Here is a 21,354-nt window from a genome sequence, read left to right as displayed (position 1 = left end):
TCGGTTGAGAAGTGCCGGGGAGAAGCTCTTGTCGCTCACCCGCGATGGGGTGGGCGTGGGCTCTGGTAGAGGCTGGCTAGACGACGATCTGGCCGTTGAAGCGCATTGCCAGGCCGTACAGGACCACTGCGATAACCCAGATGACGATCACGGTGACGGTCAGGCGGATCAGGTTCTTGGACGCCATACCGGAGGAGTTCAGGGAGTTGGTCATACCGCCGCCGAACATGTCGGAGAGGCCGCCGCCCTGACCGCGGTTGAGCAGCACAAGCATTACTGCGATCACGCTGGTGATGGCGATGATGACCATGAGTACGTTCATGATGACGTCCATGGGGACCTTCCTTCGTTGTCTTCTGGTGGGGTGCCTGGGCTGCGGGGCGCAGACAGACGGGTTTAACTATACGCTACAGCCGCCATTCGGTCACGTTGAGGCGGCTTTTTACGCGGCGCGGTTACTGCGGCGCTGGTATTCGCTGGGGGTCAGCTGCAGTGCTGCGGGGCGGTCGGTGAGCACACGCTGGGCGGTGAGTTCGTCGCCTTCGGTGTCGTAGGCGCGCACATATCCGCCGTCGATGAGGTAGTAGGTGAACTGCTGCGCGGCTGCCCAGTAGGCGCCTCCTTCAGCGTAGAAGCCCTGGTCTACCCAGTCGCGCAGGGTGAGGGTGACGGGGATTTCCGGTGAGGAGGTGCGGCTGTAGAGCTGGTCGAGGAATGCTTCTCGGCGGCTCTCGAAGTACTGGTATTCGGGCGAGGGTTCCTGGTATTCTGCGCCGCCTGCGTAGCCGATGTTGCCGCCGTCGTTGCCGGGTAGGCGCGGGGCACTCACTTTGCGGTTGCGCAGGTAGCTGTAGAGGATCATGCCGACGAGGGCTGCGATGACCAGGGAAAAACCAAAGCTGAACATGCCGTTAAGTGTACGGGGCGAACCGCGGAGTCGGCGTGTTTTGGGCGGGTTTTGTGGTTAGGGGCGAACGCGCCCGGCTCTTCTCCCCCGCCTCATACACCCTCCTCTTACGCCTGACTCATGCACCCGGCTCTTACGCCCGCCTCGTACGTCAACCGCTATCTCCGGTGGCGGTTAAATGGTTCAGCGCCCGGTCGGGTGGGTACCCGCCGGGCGCTGTAACGCTATGAGACGCTGTGGTGCGTCGGGGTTTTATGCGTCGAAGCGTGCGATTGCTGCGAATTCGTCAGCCTGCAGGGATGCGCCGCCGACGAGCACGCCGTCCACGTCTTCCTTGCCCATGATGGAGGGTGCGGAGGAGGACTTGACGGAGCCGCCGTAGAGAACGCGGACCTTCTCTGCAACGTCTGCGGAGTAGAGCTTAGCGATTTCTGCGCGGATTGCTGCGGACATTTCCTGCGCGTCGTCTGCGGTTGCGACCTTGCCGGTGCCGATTGCCCAGACGGGCTCGTATGCGATGACGAGGGTCTCTGCCTGCTCTGCGGTCAGACCTGCGATGGAGCCGCGCAGCTGCTCGAGGGTGTACTCGACGTGGGTGCCTGCTTCGCGAATTTCGAGGGGCTCACCGACGCAGAGGACGGGGGTCAGGCCGTGCTTGTATGCTGCCTGAACCTTTGCTGCGCACAGCTCGTCGCTTTCGTGGTGGTAGGTGCGGCGCTCGGAGTGGCCGACGAGCACGAAGGTTGCGCCGAGCTTGGAGAGGAATGCGCCGGAGATTTCGCCGGTGTATGCGCCGGAGTCGTGGACGGAGAGGTCCTGGCCGCCGTAGAGGATGTCCAGCTTGTCGCCTTCGACGAGGGTCTGCACGGAGCGGATGTCGGTGAAGGGCGGGAAGACGGCTACTTCGGTTGCGGAGAAGTTGAAGTTTGCGTCGTCGAGGGTCCATGCGAGCTTCTGGACGAGGGTGACTGCCTCTGCGTGGTTGAGGTTCATCTTCCAGTTGCCTGCGATGAGGGGCTTACGCGACATAGTTCGCTCCTTAGCTTTCCCGCGCGGTATGCCGTGCGGGGTTGTTGTTCGGAATTTTCCTTTTCTATTTTAGAGGGTTGGCGGCATATTTTCACTGGTTCGGCGCGGTTTTATGCTGTGCCTTGACTATTCTCACCCCGCGCTCATTGGTTTCTTTCGGCCCTTGCCATTTTGCGGGTTCTGTAGCCATTTAAACGGGTGCAGGGGAAGCCTCATATCGACTTCCCCTGCGGATGCGCTTCCTCGGTTTGTTGGAAGCTACAGCTGCCCGAATCCTTGCGGGTAGATCGGCTCGTAGGTGTTGCGGATGCTGTAGCCGTCGCGGTCAGCCACAATCACCCACTGCCCGCGCAGATGCTCCACAGCCAGCGAGAAACGCCCCAGGTACCTCAAATATTTGTGAATATCCTGCTTCTCGCCCGTCTCCTTAACATAAAACGCGAGGTTCGTAGCCTTATTCGTGTACAGGGTGCTCACCAGGATATTTCGGCTCGTATTTTTAGGTTTCTCACCCGCAATAAGATCATCAACAACGTTGGCGCTCAGCACGTTCTTGTCAGCCGAAATAACCCATCCGCGCTTCTCCCTGTACAGGCGAAGAATTTCGGGGTGCAGCACCTTTTCCGGGTCCGTGACCTTAGAAAGAGGCTCCGTATCGCCCGTGTGGTAGAAGTAATTCATCGACGCGAAGTAGTACGCCAAGAACGCGTACAGGCCAGCGCGGTCGTAGTTATCCATTCCGGGCTGTTGAATAGGGTACGGCACGTTCTGCGCCGCCTGCGCCTCGGTGGCAGGAATGAAGCGACCCTTACGCTCAAACGCCGTGTAAACCAACGGCCCGGAAGAGGTCCCCAAGGTACGGAGCTCATCGTACTTTTCCGTGGGTTCCAGGCGCACAAATTCCTGGTCACGCTTCTTATCGGCTTGAGACTCCGAACCCGTCCCGTTGAGCAGTTTAGTACCCCAACCAAAAGCCACCGCAACGAGGGCGGCACCAGCGAACACGCCAGCTCGTATAAACTTGGCGCGAGTAATCACAGACCTCATGAGCGCTCGTTGCTCGTTATATCCAGATCGGTTATATCCGGGTCCGCCAAAGTTATTCGTCATGCTTCTCTCCCCTCCTCTAGCTCAGGCTATTTTCTGGAATGAATTGGACGGGCCTCCACTCATTCGTGAATTGTGTGCGTAGAGTCCCGTGGATTGCGCCGTCACGGATCAGGCCGCGCGTATCAAAATCAGTGATGGGGTACACCTGGTTCGTGTCTTTGCGGTACACCTGAACTTCGGGAAGGATATCGAACCGCACGTTCCATTCCACAATTTTTAGCGTCTCGTCGATGAGGCGCGGCTGCCCCTCCAGCAGGTTCATGGTCAGAATCTGGGGGTTAGGGGTAATGACCCAGCCTTTACCTTCTTCGTAGAGGTCCTGAATGGCGGGGAAAAACATTTCTTCGCTGATATTGTCCATCCTCAGAACTGCCGGTTCCGAGGCGAGAATCATGTAGTTTTGGCAGGCGTAGTAGTAGCCCAGGTAGGGGCGCAGGTTCCTCGCCGCATAGTGCCTCGGCCTGTACCTCACGCCCGGGGCGGGTGCCGAGTAGGCGGGGTGGTCCCGGTTTGCGGGTGTGTAGGGTCCAATCACGCCATCGGCAACGTACGGGTATGTTCCGGTGTAGTCTTTTTCGTCAAAGAGCGCTTGAGTGTTGACGGTCATTCTTTCCCTCCTTGGATTCGATGTTCACTAGTTGCCGTTTTCACGAGCTGCCGAGGCGGTTCTGGGCTGCTCGGGTGGCTGGGTTCAACGGCTGGGCTTCTTCGCCCGCCTGTATTCGCTTGTCTGTATTTGTTTGCCTGTGGAGGTGCGTGCGCCCCCTGCTTCGCTCCCCCGCAGTAACCGTATAGGTACCGCCCGGTGAGCGCCGGGAACCTCTACATTTCTAGTCTAGTAAAGCTACCTCTATCCCTCCCGGTTAGAGTCACCAAACCCAGGGAATCCACAGCATATAGCCAGGAAACAGCCCCACCCCTGCCCGCGCAGGATTATCCGGGCATGAGCGGGCATGCAGAAACCCCCGCCGGAACGGTACCGAAATACCGCCCCGACAGGGGTTTCTTACGCTAAAACTCTGCGCTACTGTACGTAGAGTCAGATGAGCCGCGCCAGATTAGGCGCCCAGTGCCTCCAGGCCGGGCAGGGTCTTACCCTCAATGTACTCGAGGGAAGCGCCACCACCGGTGGAGATGTGGCCGAACTGCTCATCCTTGAAGCCCAGGTTACGGACTGCAGAAGCGGAGTCGCCACCACCAATGATGGAGAACGCGTCAGACTCAACGATAGCCTGAGCCACTGCGCGGGTACCCTCAGCGAAGGGAGCAATCTCGAACACGCCAACGGGGCCGTTCCAGAAGATGGTCTTTGCACCCTTGATCTTCTCAGCGAAAATCTCAGCGGTCTTGGGGCCAATGTCCAGGCCCTCAGCCTCTGCACCCAGCTTGCCGCCGGTCAGGTCCTCAATCGGGCGGACCTCGGTGTTAGCGTCAGCGGAGAATGCGTCAGACCAGACAACGTCCACTGCGGTGATGATCTCGGTGCCCTTCTCGGGAGCTTCCTTCAGGTAACGCAGAACGTTGTCGACCTGGTCCTTCTCCAGCAGCGACTGGCCAACCTCGTAGCCCTGTGCATATGCGAAGGTGTATCCCATACCGCCACCAATGAGGATGGTGTCAGCCTTACCGATCAGGTTGTCAATCACGGCGAGCTTGTCGGAAACCTTAGCGCCACCCATGACCACAACGAAGGGACGCTCGGGGTCGTTCAGGGTCTTAGCCAGAACGTCAACTTCCTTCTTCACCAGGTCACCCAGGTATGCGGGCAGACGCTTAGCAACGTCGTAGACGGAAGCGTGCTTGCGGTGAACTGCACCGAATGCGTCGTTCACGTATGCGCCGTTCTCGCCGGTCAGTGCGACCAGCTCGTCAGCGAATTCGCCGCGCTCTGCGTCATCCTTGGAGGTCTCGCGTGCGTCGTAGCGGACGTTTTCGACGACCAGAACTTCGCCGTCAGCCAGGGCTGCTGCCTTAGCCTTTGCGTCCTCGCCTACCAGGTCGGTTGCAACCTTCACGGGCACGGATGCCAGCTCGGCCAGGCGTGCAGCTGCCGGTGCGATGGAGTACTGGGGGTCGACCTTGCCCTTGGGGCGGCCCAGGTGTGCGGTCACGATAACGCGTGCGCCAGCCTTGGCAAGCTTCTCAATGACGGGCAGGGATGCGCGGACGCGACCGTCGTCGGTGACAACGCCGTCCTTCAGGGGTACGTTCAGGTCGGAACGGACGAGAACGTGGCGGCCTGCGACGCCTTCTTCGAGCAGTTCGGACAGTGCCTTAGCCATAGGAATTCCTCCTGGATAGGTGGGTTTATATACCGTTTCCATCATACCGAATAATAGGGTGTTTGACAGCCTAAAAAATAGCTTTTATATGGTGTTTTTCCGCAGAATATCGCGGATATTCGCACTCCCTAAAACCTATTTTCTTACAGTATTTTTGACCCAAAAAGAGCGACGGAAAATAGTATGTTTATACGTTTTTAAGAGGTTTATTCAAGACCCTTACAAAAGAGTCTTGGTACAGCAAACCCCGACTCCCCCGCTTGATGCGGTGGTGCCGGGGTTCACTATGCGTTAGTTACGCGGGGTGACGCTTACACTCGGTGAGCGTCGTAAGCCTATTGGGGCTTAGAGGGATGCCACAACCTTGTTGGTGAACATCACGAGGCGTGCAACGTAGCCGTACTCGTTGTCGTACCAAGCGATAACCTTCACCTGGTCGCCGATGACCTTGGTCAGCGGTGCGTCGAAGACGGTGGAGATGGGCTCACCCTCGATGTCCTTGGACACGATGGGATCCTCGTTGTACTTGATGATGCCCTTCATGGGGCCCTCAGCTGCTGCCTTGACTGCTGCGTTGACTTCCTCAACGGTGACCTCGCGCTCAGCGGTGAAGGTCAGGTCGGTGATGGAGCCGGTGATGGTGGGAACGCGAACTGCGAAGCCGTCCAGCTTACCCTTCAGCTCAGGCAGAACCAGGCCAACAGCTGCTGCTGCACCGGTGGAGGTGGGGACCATGTTCACAGCTGCTGCACGTGCACGGCGCAGGTCGCGGTGGGGAGCATCCTGCAGACGCTGGTCAGCGGTGTATGCGTGGATGGTGGTCATCAGACCCTGCTTGATGCCGAATGCGTCGTTCAGGACCTTAGCCATCGGAGCGAGGCAGTTGGTGGTGCAGGATGCGTTGGAGACGATGTGGTGGTTAGCTGCGTCGTACTGGTCGTCGTTCACGCCCATGACGAAGGTGCCGTCGATGTTCTTACCGGGAGCGGAGAGGATAACCTTCTTAGCGCCAGCCTCGATGTGTGCCTTTGCCTTGCTGCCTTCGGTGAAGAAACCGGTGGACTCGAGGACTACGTCAACGCCCAGGTCCTTCCAGGGGAGGTTCTGGGGGTCACGCTCAGCGAGGATCTTGATTTCCTTGCCGTCAACAACCAGCGCGCCTTCCTTGACCTCAACCTCTGCGTTGAAGCGACCCATGATGGAGTCGTACTTGAGCAGGTGTGCCAGGGTCTCAACATCGGTGAGGTCGTTGATTGCGACGATCTCGAAGCCGACGCCCTCGGTCTGAGCTGCGCGGAAGAAGGTGCGGCCGATGCGGCCGAAGCCGTTGATTGCTACGCGTACAGTCACTGGAGTATCTCCTTGTCAGTGCGTTGGTGGCGGTGTACAAATCCGATGCCTTGTGGGCTCTGGTTTAGTCGGATTCGTCCGTGCTCTATGTTGCCCGGTGCGTTCCGCCGTTGTTGGTAATAATCCTACCCTAGTTTGTGTGTGTTTTGGTGTGTTCTATCGAGAAATTTTTGTGAGTTGTGCCATAAAAACCGGCAAAAACCCGTTGTTTTCTGTTGGTTTGCGTTGTGTTCATGCTTAGAAAATGTTGCGATACGGTCACGGCAACATAAACACACATGAAACGCACATTTGTCGAAAACCGCGCCATATCAAGGCAAAATGTGAGGGTAAAAAATACCCTTTCACTTGCGAATGGCTTTCAAAGAGGCCCCGTGAACTCACGGGCAGTGCAAATTCTCACGCGAAAACAGACGACCCCAACGTAAGACACACCACAGCCCAAAACGGGGTAAAAACACCCCCGGCACACAGTTTTCGTGTCGTGTTTCGTGTCGCCCGAGGCGCGGGGACATGTTACACGGGACGAACTTTGAGCACACCGGATAGGTGGCTAGTACACGATCCTAATAAACGACCAGCGCCACAGCGCCCAGGCCCGAATGAGCAGACAGTACCGGCGGCAGCGCGCTCACCAAAAACTCCGGCGCCGAAGAAGTGACAGAATCATGACCCAGGGAGCTCTCCCCCAGCATCTGCTGAACCTGCTCATACAGCTGCACCGCCTGCGCCGCATTACCCACATGATGCACCGCAACCACCTCACCGCGCGGGGTTGCACTAAGAGAAGAGTTAGCGGGGTCGGCGGCAGTAGAGCCCACGGAAGCAGAGCTGAGCGCCGCCGCATGCCGATGCTCGCGGCAGGCCTGCACCGTCACCTCCACCAGGCGCTCCAGGGCGCGCGCCGCCGTGCGGGGACGCTCCACATACGCCAGCTTGCCCTCGGTAATCGTGCCAATCGGCTTGATCTGGAACATCTGACCCACCATCGCCAACGCCGGAGAAACACGACCGCCGCGGCGCAGAGCATCCAGGGTCGGGATATAGAAGTAGAGCGTAGACTGCTCGCAGACGGACTGAATGTAGTCCACCAGCTGCACCGCAGTCGGATAGTCAGAGCTCGGGTCGTCATGGCTCGGAACAGAATCAGAGGATGCAGAGTTCAGCACCTCCAGGGCGCGCACCACCGCGTGACCGTAGGCGCCGGCGACCGTGCGGCTATCCACCACGCTCACGCCCTCGGAACCCAGGCGGCTCAGGCGGGCGCCGGTGCGTGCCGCCTCCACCGTGCCCGAAAGCTCACCGGACAGGTGCACAGAGATTACGTGCGTAAAACCGCGCGACGCCAGCTCGTCATACACATCAGCGAACACACCCGGCGCGGGCCCGGAAGTGCTCACGGTCTGACCCATCACGTGCGCGAGCATAATAGCCTCGTCTACCTCGGCGGCGGTCAAATCCTGCAACTGACGGTCCGGCGCACCGGGCGTGCGAATAGTCACCGGCATCGGAACCAGCATAAAATTGCCGCGAGCGCTCAGGCGCTGCACGAGCTCGGGGTCGAGGGCGGCGGCGCTATCGGTCACCACGGCAATGCGGTTCTCTGCGTTGTTCTCTCGCTCCATATTCCGGCCCTTCTTCCGGTTCGTCAGTGCGTGATTCGATGACGAACCCTCTCCTAGCGTTCCCTGAACATTATGGCACTCATCACTACCGCAGTACAGCAAAGCCCCGCCGCGCCTCCGGGTTCGTTCCGTTGAACGAACCGAAGCCACAGCGGGGCTTGTACTTTATCTAAGAAACTTCTTTATCTAAAAAGCTTAGATCACGATGTTCACGAGCTTAGGCGCACGCACAATCACCTTGCGGATCTCGGCGTCACCAATCGAACGCTGAACAGCGGCATCCGCCAGAGCCAGCTCCTGAAGCTCCTGCTCGGAAATATCCTTCGCAACCTCCAGGCGAGCCTTGACCTTGCCCTTAATCTGCACGATAGCGGTGACGGTGTCATCCACCAGCAGAGCCGGGTCAACCTCGGGGAAGCCCGCGGTCAGAACCGGGGTGTCGTGGCCGAGAGCGTGCCACATGTCCTCAGCGGTGTAGGGTGCGTACAGAGACAGCAGAATCGCGATAGTCTCAGCAGCCTTACGGACAGCCGGATCAGCCGCGCCAGCACCGGAGTCAATAGCCTTACGGGTAGCGTTCACAAGCTCCATGGTCTTAGCAACAACCACGTTGAACTTGCCGTTATCCAGCAGGCCCTGAACCTCGTGCACGGTTCGAGCAATCAGCTTCTGCAGCTCCAGGTCACCGGTGGTTGCGTCCACGCCGGGTTCGCTGGTGATGTCCTGAGCCACACGCCACGCGCGAGCCAGGAACTTCTGCGAACCAGCCGGGGAAACATCCGCCCAATCCACGTCATCCTCGGGCGGGGACGCGAAAATCATGGTGGTGCGGATAGCGTCCACACCGAACTTGTCGAGCTGCTCGCCCAGGTTCACGCCGTTACCCAGCGACTTGGACATTGCCTTGCCGCCGTTGAGCACCTGACCCTGGTTCATGAGCGCCTTGAACGGCTCATCGTGCTTAATCAGGCCCAGGTCGCGAACAACCTTGGTGAAGAAGCGTGCGTACAGCAGGTGCAGAATAGCGTGCTCCACACCGCCCACGTACATGTCGACGGCACCCCACTCGCTCATAGCCTGCGGGTCGAAAGGAGCCTTGTCGTAGTTCGGGGAAACGTAACGCAGGAAGTACCAGGAGGAATCCACAAAGGTGTCCATGGTGTCCGAGTCGCGACGAGCCTGCTTGCCACACTTCGGGCAAGGCACGATAGCCCAGTCATCGGCTGCAGCAAGAGGCGACTGGCCCTTAGGAGCCAGCTGCTCACCGCGCAGGTTATCGGGCAGCAGCACCGGTAGCTGATCCTCAGGAACCAGAACCTCGCCACAATCCTCACAGTGAATCACCGGAATCGGGGTACCCCAGAAACGCTGACGGGACAGCAGCCAGTCACGCAGACGGTAAATGACCTTACCCTCACCGGTGCCGGCAGCCTCAACCAGCTCAATAGCCTTAGCGAGCGCCTCAGCCTTCGGCAGGCCGGTCAGCTCACCGGAGTTGATGAGCACGCCGTCACCAGCTGCGGCAACACCGCTGGTAGCCGGGTCCTCAGCACCCTCAACGTCCAGGACCTTCACGATGGGCAGGTCGAACTTCAGGGCGAACTCAAGGTCACGCTGGTCGTGCGCGGGCACAGCCATAATCGCGCCGGTACCGTAATCGGCGAGCACGTAGTCAGAAGCCCAAACGGGCAGCTTCGCGCCGGTCAGCGGGTTGATTGCGTAGCGACCGGTGAACACGCCGGTCTTCTCGCGGTCGGAGGACTGGCGGTCAATATCGCTCAGTGCCTTAATGTCTTCGCGGTACTGCTCCAGGGCAGCCTTGTGCTCGGGTGCCACGATCTGCTCGGCGAATGCCGCATCCGCAGCAACCACGATGAAGGTTGCGCCGTACAGGGTGTCGGGGCGGGTGGTGAACACGGTGAAGGACTCAGCAGCCTGATCCTCGGTCGCCTCAATCTCGAAGCGAACCTCAGCACCCTCAGAACGACCAATCCAGTTACGCTGCATGAGCAGCACGCGGTCGGGCCATTTGCCCTCCAGCTGCTCCATGTCATCCAGCAGCTGCTGCGCATAGTCGGTGATCTTGAAGTACCACTGGTTCAGCGACTTCTTAGTCACGGTAGTACCGCAACGCTCACACGCACCGTTGACAACCTGCTCGTTCGCGAGCACGGTCTGGTCCTTGGGGCACCAGTTGACCATGGAGTCCTTACGGTACGCCAGGCCCTTCTTGTAGAACTGCTCGAACAGCCACTGAGTCCACTTGTAGTACTCGGGGTCCGAGGTGTGCAGGCGGCGGCTCCAGTCAGCGGCAATAGCGTAACGCTTGAAGGACTCAGCCTGAGTCTCAATGTTCTTGTACGTCCACTCCTTGGGGTGAGTGTCGTTCTTAATGGCTGCGTTCTCAGCGGGCAGGCCGAAAGAGTCCCAGCCAATCGGGTGCAGAACATCATAGCCGCACTGCTTGAAGTAGCGGGCGTTCATATCACCAATAGCGAATGCCTCCGCGTGACCCATGTGAAGGTCACCGGAGGGGTACGGGAACATATCCAGCACATACTTGCGGCCCTTGGGGGCGTCACCGGTGGGCTGGAAAACCTTCGTTTCGTCCCAGTAGGGGCGCCACTTGGCTTCCATAGCGCGGAAGTCGTACGCATTTTCGTTGCGTTCGGTCTCTACCTGAGCAGACACAGCGATTCCTTAAATAAAGACAGGTTGATAAAAACTTAACCCTCCAAGTGTAACGCGAAACCCGCACCGCGCCAGAGTTGAGGCCGCCTCGACTACCAAATGGACGGCACCACCCGCCCGACCACCTGCGCAATCACACGCCCAACCACCGATGCGGCAGGCGGGTTTCAGAGCCCTTCCAGGCTTCTCCCCTAGAATTAAGAACGGGACTTTGCCGTCCCAGTACCCAACCCGCGAAAGGTACCCATGACCTCCACCGTTACCCCGGACTCCCCCAACACCTCAGTTCTTGAGGGTGTGCCCGGCCCGCTCATCCCCGGCACCCGCCACGACGCCCTCATTGGTGACGGCGCGCAGGCGGTCATGACCCGCTACTGGCAGTACGGCAAAGGCATGAACGACGGAACCTTCCCCGAAGGCTCCTACCCCGTGCTACTCGTGCACGGCTTCCGCGGCGACCACCACGGCCTGGAAATCATCGCGAACTACCTGCTGAAGCTCATCCCGAACGTCAGCATCATCAGCCCCGACCTGCCCGGCTTTGGCCGCTCCGCAGACCTGCCCGAAAACAGTCAGGGCAAAGACCCTCAGGGCGCAGACAACATCAACGCGTACGTGGCGTGGCTAAACGACTTTGTGAAGCACACTAACCCCGCCCGCGAGGATGCACTGCCCCTGCCGCTACACCTGGTCGGCCACTCCTTCGGCTCCATCGTCACCAGCGCCTTCGCCGCCGCACACCCGAACTCGCTCGCACTGCTCTCGCTCATCAACCCGATTAGCGAGCCTGCCCTCGAAGGTAGCCAGCGCGTCGCCTCCCGCCTCGCATCTCTCTACTACCGCGCCGGCGCGGCACTCCCCGAAAAAATTGGCTACCCGTTGCTGCGCTCGCAGCTGATTACCCGCGCCTCCAGCGAAGTCATGATGCGCACCAAAGACAAGGCAATGCGCCGCTTCATCAACGGCCAGCACGCCGCCTACTTCGGCTCCTTCGGCTCCCGCCGCGGAGTGCTCAGCGCCTACGAAGCGTCCATTACGCACACCGCCGCCGAATACGCCGCCGCCATCCGAGTACCGGTGCAGATGCTCGTTGCCGAAGACGACGACCTGGGCACCCCCGAAACGGCCCGCGCCATGTACGCGACGCTCACCTCCCGCAACCTGCCCGCCCCATCGGCCGGCCCCCGCGAGCGCCTGGACATGATTCCCGAAGTCGGGCACCTCATCCACTACGAAACCCCTCGCCGCGCCGCGGAACTCATCGCCGATTTCGCCGCCGGCCACTCAGGGAACGAGAAGTAAGGAACCAACATGAAACTCATGGTTGACGCCCGATACACCCGTATCGGCTTCCACGACGGCATCAGCCGCTACACCGCGTCCCTGCTGGGCGCGCTCAAAACCCTCATCGACACCGGTGACGAAGCCGCCGCCGACCTCGACCTGACCATGATCATCAGCGATGAGCGTCAGCTGGAGATGCTGCCGGATTTGCCGCACGTGAAGATCTGCTCGCCCACCGGCCCGCTCGAACCGACCGCAGCCCTGCAGCTGAATAAGTACGCGCCGGACGTGGTGTTCTCCCCCATGCAGACTATCGGCTCCACCGGACGCAAATTCAAGCTGATTCTCACCCTGCACGACCTGATCTACTACTCGCACCCGACCCCGCCCGGGTTCCTGCCCGCACCGGTGCGCGTGGGCTGGCGACTCTTCCACAAGACCTACACCCCGCAGCGTTTTCTGCTCAACCACGGCGACGCGGTCGTGACGGTTTCCGAGTCGACCGCCTCGCTGATTCGTGAGCATGAGCTGACCACCAAGCCGCTGTTCGTGGTGCCCAACGCCCCGCAGCCCGGTAGCGTCGTCTCCCGCCAGACCGCGCTGGAACGCGCCACCACCCGCGAAGAGCAGCCCGTCAAGCACCTGGTGTACATGGGTTCGTTCATGCCGTACAAGAACGTAGAAACCCTGCTGCTGGCGATGCGTTCCCTGCCTGATTACCGCCTGCATCTGCTGTCGAAGATGCCGCCGCAGCGCCTGGTGCAGCTCACCGACGAGCGCCTCATCGGTGAGAACGTGGAGGTGCACAACGGCGTGAGCGACGAGGAGTACCAGCAGCTGCTCCGCCAGGCGCACGCCCTGGTGACTGCTTCCCGCGAGGAGGGTTACGGCCTGCCCGTGGTTGAGGCTCAGGCTGCCGGTTGCCCCGCGGTGATTAGTGACATCCCGATTTTCCGTGAGATTGCGCCGCACGCCGTGTTCGCGCCGGTTGACGGTGCCCCGGAGGCACACGCCGCCGACTGGGTCAAGGCTATCCGCTCCCTGGAGGACACCGCCGTTCGCGAGCGCGTGATTATTGACGGCCTGTCGGATGTGCGCCGCTACTCCTGGCGCGACTCGGCACTCAAACTGCTGGAGGTCGTGCGCGGGCTCTAGGGCCTGCTTTAGGCAAAGAAATGCCGCCGCACTCCCCCAAAACTCGGGAGGGTGCGGCGGCAATCTCGTATTCAATTCATGGTCGCCGGTAGGTGCGTACGGCTTACGGCAACGATGCGCAGCGGCGGTTCGCTACACACTTCCTCCGCGCCGACGCAGGGAACCCGCCCTCGCAGAGCTCGGGCACCCTGAGGGCGCATCCGGAAGGTGCAGCCTCACCGCATCACACCGAAGCAGAAATCCTTAGACCGTAGCAAAGCTACCGGTACGAGCCGCTTCCTTCGCAGCCAGCTCATCCGCATGACCGTACGCGTAGAAAATCTTCGCGTCATCCAGCTCAGCAAAACGAGCCAGGTAGCGGCACACCGCGCCACGCTGAGCCTTCGTCATCGAGGACAGCAGAACAGGGTCCGGGTGAGTAATACCGTTGTCGCGGCTCGGTGCCGAATCGCCAAGTTCCGGCTCGTAATCATAGGCAATATTGGTGAAGCTCATCGGCGAGAACCTTTCCTTAGGGCGTTTCTTAGGGCAGCACCGCAACAATGCAGACGCTACCGGAGGTAACACCGCGAAAAGAACCTACGGAGATCATCGGAAGTCTCTTCGCAGTAGTGGTTGTGATATCTCTAAACTACCCAAGAGCTAATCAATGTTCAAGAACCATCAGGGAACGCCCCCATAGTGGACACGTCCCCGGTTGTCAGGAAGAAATCAGGGGCGTCATAGCGGCATGGGACCGCCGAGTTCCCAACCGAACTAAAGCCCATCCGAAAGCCAATGTGAAAGCCAGCCCGAAAAGCAGAAATGCTGCCGCACTCACACAGAGTGCAGCAACATTTCCAAAGCTAATTATGCAGGCTACGCCATAGTTGCGTAGAGACCGCGTTCAGCATCCTTACGAGCCAGTTCGTAAGCGTGACCATACGCGTAGAAAATCTTTGCGTCATCCAGCTCAGCGAAGCGCGCCAAGTAGCGGTAAACAGCTCCTCGTTCTGCGCTGGTCATGTCGGAAAGCAACACGGGGTCCGGGTGCATGACGCCGTAATTGTGTACAGAAGCAGACCCGCCGCATGCCGGTTCGTATGCGGGGGTGATCATAGTCTGAGTCACCAGTATTCATCTTTCGTTGGTGCGCACGGTTGTGAGGCGTACGCGAAGTTGAGTGATAGATACTGCCAATACCACCTCGACAAGCGCCGAAATAGTATCCGCAGTGCTGAATATATTACCGTGGATACGGAGACTACGCCAATTAGAATCACCCAAACCCCAGCAAATCTTAGGTGCACACGAATGCATAAAAATTCTGGGGTGCCCTTCCAGCGGCACCACCTAAGCACCCTAAACTACAGCGCTCTGCCCTGCTTTACTCTCCGGCTTTTTCTCCCCTGCGAGGTTATGTTCCTCTGCATCCTCGGCGTCTTCATCCTCACCGTCAAGACCCAGAAGAGCCGTCACCATCGGCAAAGGATTGAACTCGCTCAGCTGACCCGTGCGGTCCACCTTGCGCATCATGAACGCACGCTGCAAACGCCGCTGAGTCCACGGCGAAAGCACCATCATCAGCAGCGCCTCCACCACAAAAATGCCGACCAGAATCCACAGCAGCAGATCCGAAGAACCCGCCTGCTCACGCAGCTGCTGAGCATCCGCCACCAGACGGTCAAAACCCTCCGAATGCAGGCGCGACGTATCAAGCCCCGTCAACGCGGACAGGCTCACCGGCGACGCCACATTCAGCAGCACCGACAGCATCAGCAGAAGCACCGCATACAGCCCGTAATGCATGGTGCGCATCCACTTCTTCACGCGCGCAAAACCGCAGTTCAGTTCCGCACCAATATCGGTGAAAGCCGCCGCCTTCTGCGTCTGCTCACCCTCCGGCATCATGTGCGGCACCAGGCGGTGCGCAAGCATCAACGGCACCGGCGAGCACGCATCAAAATACTGCATGTGACTATTCACCGACGGGCCCGGCAGAGTCACAAAGCTGACGTCCACATCAGCGGGCTGAGTAATATTCGACCTGCCAATGCTGTCACCACGAGCGGAAATCTCGCACCGGTCAGCCACATCAAGATCCTGCAACATCGGCGCGTAGGCGCGCACATACAGGTGGCAGGCGCTACGCACCGACATCATGAGTACCAGGATCAGCGCTCCCCAAAACGCCACGGAGGCGGGCGTTAGCTCAGGGACCGCGCCCTCAACACGCAACTGCGCCAGCAGTAGCATGAACACCGCGTACAGCATGAAAACGCCGTGCACGAAGAGCAGCGGGATCAGCCACTTCACGTAGGCGCGCGTGCCGTACGGGTTGACCAGGCGCACATCCGCCGGGCTCTTCGCGGAAGGAGTTGCGGAGGTTTTTGCGGAGGCGCTTTCCCGGGCACTCTTGTGGACAATACGCGCCCTACCCTTGAAGGTACCCGGCACGCTCACAACCAGCGGCACCACACTCAACGCCAGGGGCACCAGCATCGTATAGTGCAGCAGCGAACGGTACGGACCAAACAGCAGGGACGCCTCTACCAGCCAGCAGAACGCCGCAACCGCGCTCACCCACAGAAGCATGGCGCGGTTACGGTAGCCGCCCGCAGCATCCAGGTGCCCCGGAGTGTCGTTACGGTCACTAGCGATAATGCTAATCGGGACCACGCCACTACCCAGACCGTAGAAGAAACGAATCGGCTTCTTACCCGCCGCCGCACGACGACGCAGAAGCTCATAGCTCAAATAGCCGCCCTGCGAATGGGCAAGAATACCCACCGCATCGCTACGGGAACTCAACTCGTCCAGCTGACGATCCAGACGCGCATAAATACGCTCCAAATCGCGCGACTCCGGGCTGGTCGCCGTCTGAATCAGCTGCGTCGGAATAGCCTTCACCAGCGCCCACAGCTCACGGGCACGACGAGCCAAAATCCAGCCCACAATACCCAGGCCGAGCACCGCCGCCAGACCCGTAAACGCACCCTGCGGAGTACCCAGAGACGCCACAAAAGCATCACGGAAAGTCATGAGCGCCATAGCCGCCAGCACCAGCCACAGCGCCACGTTCACAAACCGCGCCGTAGAACGCAGCAGGTGCCCGGCACGCTCACGCCAGGTCGCGCCGGGGCGCTCATAGTAAAAGCAAAACATCAAAAACAGCGGCAAAACCGACGCCAACCAGGGCAAATGCTCCTTCAACGGGCGGGTAATGTCTGGGCCGCCAGAAACCCTCCTGAAAAAGGAGGCTGCGGCGAGTGACCGTGCGAACCGGGCGCGGCTTCGGCTGAGGCAGGCGCGGAAGCTCAAGATTAGGCAGCTCGATGTTCGAGAAATCGATGTTCGGGAGCTCTACCTTGGGAAGCTCAATTTTCGGCAGCTCAATCTTAGGGAGCTCCACCTTGGGAAGTTCCACCTTGGGCAGCTCTACCTTGGGTAGCTCTACCTTGGGTAACTCCACTTTGGGCAGCTCCACCTTCGGAAGTTCAATTTTCGGCAGACTGATTCTTGTAGATTCTTTGGGCCCGGAGGCTTCGGCGGGTTCTTCCTGCACGGAATTCTCTTCAACCTGCGGGCTTTCCTCAACCGGGTCAGCAGGGTACTCCGTGCGTTCAATCGTCAACGAATACGTCAACTCGCTGTGGTGGCTCAGCGGGTTCACCTCGGCGGCAAGCGGGAGGGTATCGCCGTCAGGAATCACCTCAACACGAACCCGCGCAGAATCCTCCGCGGCGGGGTTCTCTTCGGAGAGCGCGACAGAATCCGTGTTCAGCGCCAGCAGAGTCTGCACACTATGCGCCACCGGCTTGCCAAAATACGCGAGCGTCTCGCCGTGATTCTGGTAGCCGATACCGTGAACCAGCAGCAGCACCGCCGCATCATGGTGCTGTCCCTTGCGGTGCAGAGCACTCTTCGGATGCGCAGAAGCATACTCAGCCAGCCGCCGCTGCTCACCATCAGGCAGCGCACTACCCTTCAGCAGATGAGGCACCTTCGACATGCCTCTCACCTCCTCGCCTCTGCGCACAGCGCGCCCGCAAACCCGCGTGCCAACGCCCAACCCGGGGCAAACACCGCCCCTCACTAGAACACTACAGCACGACTAGAAAATCACAGCACGTCCAGGCCGTCACAGCGAATCTGAACCGGCCGCTCCCCCACGTTCTTCTTCAACGCCGCAATCGTTGCACGCGTCGCACGCAACTCGCGGGTCACCTGCTGAGCAATGCCGTACGAGAAGAACATCAGGGTACGCCAATCACCCTGAACCGGCGCCTCCTCAGAATCCTCCTCAAGAGACTCCGACCAGGCAAAATACCCCTGATCCAGAGGAACCGGACCCACAATACGCAACTGCTCACGCACCCGCTCATCCAGCGCAGAAGAGCCCAAGAGCTCCTCCATGAAAGCGCGAACATCCGCCTCCGCACCGGTCACCGCAGCCGTACGAACCGCCGGAGGCAGACCCGTCTGAGCGCGCTCCTCCAGCTCCTGACGAGCAAACCATGCAGGGTCCCAACGCACCAGCGCCTGCTCCACCGGCGACGGCGAAGCAGTCGTCACCACCGTACCCTCAAGAGCCGCCGGACGAACCAACGCCGCCGCATTCAGCCAGCGACGCAACGCCGCCTCCGGAGCACGCAACGAATCAAAACGAAGCATCTTATCGGCATCCAACAAAAGCGCCGCCGCATAGCCGCCAAAAGCCACCGGCTCAGCACCCGGAGTCGCCACCACCAACGCAGGCTCAGGACCAACCGACGCGCGCACATGGTCACCAGCCGAAGAAATCACCGGAACATTCGGGAACGCACGACCCAGCTCCTCAGCAGTACGAGTCGCACCCGCCGCCGAATAACGCCAATGCGTAAAACCGCACTCAGAACAACGCCACTGCTGCGCCAAATGACCGCACCACGAACACGACGGAACCGACGAACCCGAAGCCACCGACAAAGGCCCACTACACTCGCCACAACGCGCCGGCATGCGGCAACGCTCGCACGAAAACGACGGAATATAACCGCTACGCGCCACCTGCACCAACACAGGACCACGCGCCAACGCCCGACGAGCATGCTCAAACGCCAAGTGCGGAATACGCGCCATCGCCGCCAACGGGTCACGCGCCAACTCAAACTCCGAACCCGTCGAAAAAATACGCGGCGAATAATCACGCACCAACGCACGCGGCGCACGCACATGAGACGCCCAGCGGGTACGCACCAGACGCGCCGCCTCACTACTCATACTGAACCCGGCAAACAGCGCCGCAGTATTCTCAGCAGAAGCACGCAGAAGCAACACATCACGAGCATGACAATACGGGGCGCGCTGCTCCACCAGCGAAGAATCGCCGTCATCCCAACACACCACCAGGCCCAGGTTCGCCACCGGCGCGTATGCGGCGGCGCGGGTACCAATCACCACCGGAACCCGGCCCAAACGAGCCTTCACAAACCCGTGATAGCGAGTATGCGGAGTCGAATCAGAACTCAAACGCACAAACGAATCAGCCGGCAGACGCTCGGCGAGCGCCGCCTCCAGAAGATCCAGGTTCTTAGCGGTCGGAACCACCGCAATAGCCCCGCGACCACTCGCAGCAGCAGCCGCGAGTGCGGTCGCCAAAACATCCGCCCACGTGTGCTCCAGGTGGCCGGGAAGAACCGTCATCACGGCGCGGGTCGCGGCACCGGTGGCAACATCTTCAATGAACTCCGCGCCGTTCTCGTAATCGGAGAAGACGGAGGCGGCATCCGGCGCGTCCGGGTTCAGCGCCGGCGGGTCCAGCACGAAGGGTGCGGGCGCGCCGGGGGTGGCAAGCCACGCGTACGGGTCGGTAGCGTTGGAGGTAGCGGAGACGGCGGCAGGCTCAGATTCCGCGCTCTCGGAAGCCACATGCTCGGAAGCCGCATGCTCCGGATCCGCGCTCTCGGGAGCATCGGAAGTGCTTACCAGGGCAGAATCACCCAAATACGCCGACTCGTAACCCGGCAGAAGAGGCGCGTACTTCTTATCCAGCGCGGCAATGCGCGGCGGCACCGCAAGGCGCAGCACGTTCGCCACCGTGGAGGCGTAACGGTCGGCAAGCGCCTCGGCAAGCGCAAAAATTTCGGGCGCAACAGAGGGCACACGCGACAGCACCGACTTGAGCGGCAGTAGCGAAGTGCGCGTCCAATCGGTTGTGGCGGCGCGCTCCTCAATGTAGCCGGTCATCTCGTGACCGTTGAACAGCACGCGCACGCGGGCGCCGGGCACCGCATCCTCACTCAGCTCGGCGGGCACGCGGTAATCAAACGTGCGGTCCACCTGCGGCAGGGTGCTATCCACGCGCACACGCGCCACAGGGTTCGGCACGCCGCTCGCCTCCAACTCGGCGGCAACGTTTACCGGCTCCGGGGTAGCCGGAATCAGGGCATCACGAAGAGCAGGAAATCCCTGCAACAGGTCAAGCTGTTGCAGGGATTCCTGCTGAGCACCCAACGGTGCTGAAGAGTTCGATTCAGAACTGCTCTGAGTCACCCGAATCAGCGTGCTCCTCTACCCTGACAGATATTAGGAGGAGGAGGAGGAGGACACTGCCGAACGCAGTGCATCCACGCGGTTCAGGCGCTCCCAGGTGAATTCCGGCTCGGTACGACCGAAGTGGCCGTGAGCTGCGGTCTTCTTGTAAATCGGGCGGCGCAGATCCAGTTCGTTAATGATTGCCAGCGGGCGCAGGTCGAAGACCTCACGCACAGCCTTCTCAATCTTGATCGGGTCGACCTTCTCGGTGCCGAAGGTTTCAACGTACAGACCGACCGGCGCTGCCTGGCCGATAGCGTACGCAACCTGAACCTCGGCGCGGTCAGCAAGACCGGCACCCACAATGTTCTTCGCAACCCAACGCATTGCGTACGCTGCGGAACGGTCCACCTTCGACGGGTCCTTACCGGAGAACGCGCCACCACCGTGACGAGCCGAACCGCCGTAGGTGTCCACAATAATCTTGCGGCCGGTCAGGCCCGCGTCACCCACGGGACCACCCTGAACGAAGCGGCCAGCGGGGTTCACAATGAACTTGGCGTTGGAGGAATCCAGCTCGACGCTGCCCAAAACCGGTGCGATAACGTGCTTCTCAATGTCTGCACGCAGGTCAGCCAGGTCGTAGCTTGCGGTGTGCTGGCTCGAAACAACCACGGTGTCCACGGAGACAGGCACGTTGTTCGAATCGTAGCCGAGGGTCACCTGAGTCTTGCCGTCGGGGCGCAGCTCGGTCAGCAGGCCGTCCTTACGGACCTTGGTCAGACGCTCAGAGAGGCGGTGCGCCAGCCAAATCGGGGCGGGCATCAGCACGTTCGTCTCGTTGGATGCGTAACCGAACATGATGCCCTGGTCTCCCGCACCCTGGCGGTCGTACTCGTCAGCAGCAATACCCTGACGAACCTCGAGGGACTCGTACACGCCGGCGTTAATGTCCGGGGACTGCTCACCAATGGACACGGACACGCCGCAGAACTCGCCGTCGAAGCCGCGGGTCGAGGAATCGTAGCCGATACCCAGAATGGTCTCGCGCACGATGGAGGGGATTTCGACGTAGCTGGAGGTGGTCACCTCACCAGCAACATGCACCTGACCGGTGGTTACCATGGTCTCCACAGCAACATTCGCTGCGGGGTCCTGGGCGATGATGCCGTCAAGGATGGCGTCAGAAATCTGGTCACAAATCTTATCGGGGTGGCCTTCAGTCACCGACTCGCTGGTGAATAGGCGCAGATGGTTATTACTCACGGTTTCCACTCTACTGGTTGAGGGCGCGCGAAGATAGCGCGCTCGTAATGATGACGGTTTCCTTCAATTATGACACGTTTGTTAAGCGCCATTACGAGGCGGAGTGCTGCGTTCACACCCCGGGCGGGCCTTCACTCAGCGCCAGCAGGCACTTAGGCCA

17 protein-coding genes are annotated in these 21,354 nt (G+C 60.2%); 2 read left to right on the top strand and 15 right to left on the bottom strand.

The genetic code is table 11. From position 1 onward, the window contains the following. Positions 1–76: 76 nt before the first annotated feature. The 9 genes from secG to leuS form a co-directional block, all read right to left on the bottom strand. On the bottom strand, positions 77–334 hold the full coding sequence (gene secG, locus HMPREF2836_RS05020) for a preprotein translocase subunit SecG (RefSeq protein ID WP_005506130.1): 258 nt from the start codon (positions 332–334) through the stop codon (positions 77–79). A gap of 108 nt (positions 335–442) precedes the next feature. Further along, the gene (locus tag HMPREF2836_RS05015; RefSeq protein WP_044143857.1) at positions 443–907 is read right to left on the bottom strand and encodes a hypothetical protein; all 465 of its coding nucleotides are present in this window, start codon (positions 905–907) and stop codon (positions 443–445) included. A gap of 252 nt (positions 908–1,159) precedes the next feature. Then, positions 1,160–1,936: a triose-phosphate isomerase gene (gene tpiA, locus HMPREF2836_RS05010; RefSeq protein ID WP_005509126.1), complete on the bottom strand. Its 777-nt coding sequence runs from the start codon at positions 1,934–1,936 to the stop codon at positions 1,160–1,162. A gap of 258 nt (positions 1,937–2,194) precedes the next feature. Beyond that, on the bottom strand, positions 2,195–2,983 hold the full coding sequence (locus HMPREF2836_RS05005) for a DUF6318 family protein (RefSeq protein WP_246822831.1): 789 nt from the start codon (positions 2,981–2,983) through the stop codon (positions 2,195–2,197). A gap of 79 nt (positions 2,984–3,062) precedes the next feature. After that, complete coding sequence (locus HMPREF2836_RS05000; protein ID WP_070629654.1) at positions 3,063–3,653, bottom strand: DUF6318 family protein; 591 nt, start codon at positions 3,651–3,653, stop codon at positions 3,063–3,065. Between the two features lie 451 nt (positions 3,654–4,104). Beyond that, positions 4,105–5,328, bottom strand: coding sequence for a phosphoglycerate kinase (pgk, locus tag HMPREF2836_RS04995; RefSeq protein WP_049349705.1), 1,224 nt, complete (start codon positions 5,326–5,328; stop codon positions 4,105–4,107). Between the two features lie 345 nt (positions 5,329–5,673). Further along, positions 5,674–6,678, bottom strand: a complete 1,005-nt coding sequence (gene gap / locus HMPREF2836_RS04990) for a type I glyceraldehyde-3-phosphate dehydrogenase (protein WP_005506148.1) — start codon at positions 6,676–6,678, stop codon at positions 5,674–5,676. A gap of 566 nt (positions 6,679–7,244) precedes the next feature. Then, the gene (locus HMPREF2836_RS04985) at positions 7,245–8,303 is read right to left on the bottom strand and encodes a DegV family protein (RefSeq protein ID WP_070616321.1); all 1,059 of its coding nucleotides are present in this window, start codon (positions 8,301–8,303) and stop codon (positions 7,245–7,247) included. A 195-nt stretch (positions 8,304–8,498) separates the two neighbouring features. Further along, positions 8,499–10,994 (bottom strand): leucine--tRNA ligase, encoded by a 2,496-nt coding sequence (leuS, locus tag HMPREF2836_RS04980; protein ID WP_070629652.1) that lies wholly within the window; start codon positions 10,992–10,994, stop codon positions 8,499–8,501. Positions 10,995–11,240: 246 nt separating this feature from the next. Between leuS and HMPREF2836_RS04975 the strand changes: the two genes are divergently transcribed. Together HMPREF2836_RS04975 and HMPREF2836_RS04970 are read left to right on the top strand one after the other, a co-directional pair. Next, positions 11,241–12,296: an alpha/beta fold hydrolase gene (locus tag HMPREF2836_RS04975; protein WP_070616319.1), complete on the top strand. Its 1,056-nt coding sequence runs from the start codon at positions 11,241–11,243 to the stop codon at positions 12,294–12,296. A 9-nt stretch (positions 12,297–12,305) separates the two neighbouring features. Further along, entirely contained in the window at positions 12,306–13,433 is a 1,128-nt protein-coding gene (locus HMPREF2836_RS04970) for a glycosyltransferase family 4 protein (RefSeq protein ID WP_049337671.1), read from the top strand. A gap of 243 nt (positions 13,434–13,676) precedes the next feature. Here HMPREF2836_RS04970 and HMPREF2836_RS04965 read toward each other — a convergent pair whose 3' ends face one another. The 6 genes from HMPREF2836_RS04965 to metK all read right to left on the bottom strand — a co-directional run bounded on the left by HMPREF2836_RS04965 (position 13,677) and on the right by metK (position 21,194). Continuing rightward, positions 13,677–13,928, bottom strand: a complete 252-nt coding sequence (locus HMPREF2836_RS04965; protein ID WP_005509134.1) for a hypothetical protein — start codon at positions 13,926–13,928, stop codon at positions 13,677–13,679. Positions 13,929–14,291: 363 nt separating this feature from the next. Then, entirely contained in the window at positions 14,292–14,543 is a 252-nt protein-coding gene (locus HMPREF2836_RS04960; protein ID WP_044143859.1) for a hypothetical protein, read from the bottom strand. Positions 14,544–14,774: 231 nt separating this feature from the next. Then, positions 14,775–16,577: an aconitase gene (locus tag HMPREF2836_RS04955; protein WP_246822830.1), complete on the bottom strand. Its 1,803-nt coding sequence runs from the start codon at positions 16,575–16,577 to the stop codon at positions 14,775–14,777. Then, the gene (locus HMPREF2836_RS04950) at positions 16,558–17,424 is read right to left on the bottom strand and encodes a hypothetical protein (RefSeq protein WP_070629649.1); all 867 of its coding nucleotides are present in this window, start codon (positions 17,422–17,424) and stop codon (positions 16,558–16,560) included. The genes HMPREF2836_RS04955 and HMPREF2836_RS04950 overlap by 20 nt, the downstream gene beginning before the upstream one ends. Positions 17,425–17,534: 110 nt before the next feature. After that, a complete protein-coding gene (locus HMPREF2836_RS04945) occupies positions 17,535–19,946 on the bottom strand; it encodes a primosomal protein N' family DNA-binding protein (protein ID WP_070629647.1) in 2,412 nt (803 codons plus the stop codon). Positions 19,947–19,979: 33 nt separating this feature from the next. Beyond that, positions 19,980–21,194: a methionine adenosyltransferase gene (metK, locus tag HMPREF2836_RS04940; RefSeq protein ID WP_070629645.1), complete on the bottom strand. Its 1,215-nt coding sequence runs from the start codon at positions 21,192–21,194 to the stop codon at positions 19,980–19,982. Positions 21,195–21,354: the final 160 nt, after the last annotated feature.

It is taken from the genome of Rothia sp. HMSC065C12 (genome assembly GCF_001812085.1).
In the GTDB taxonomy this organism is placed as follows: domain Bacteria; phylum Actinomycetota; class Actinomycetes; order Actinomycetales; family Micrococcaceae; genus Rothia; species Rothia mucilaginosa.
The sequence above is the reverse complement of the archived record's forward strand: the minus strand, read 5'-3'. Positions and strand labels throughout refer to the sequence as shown.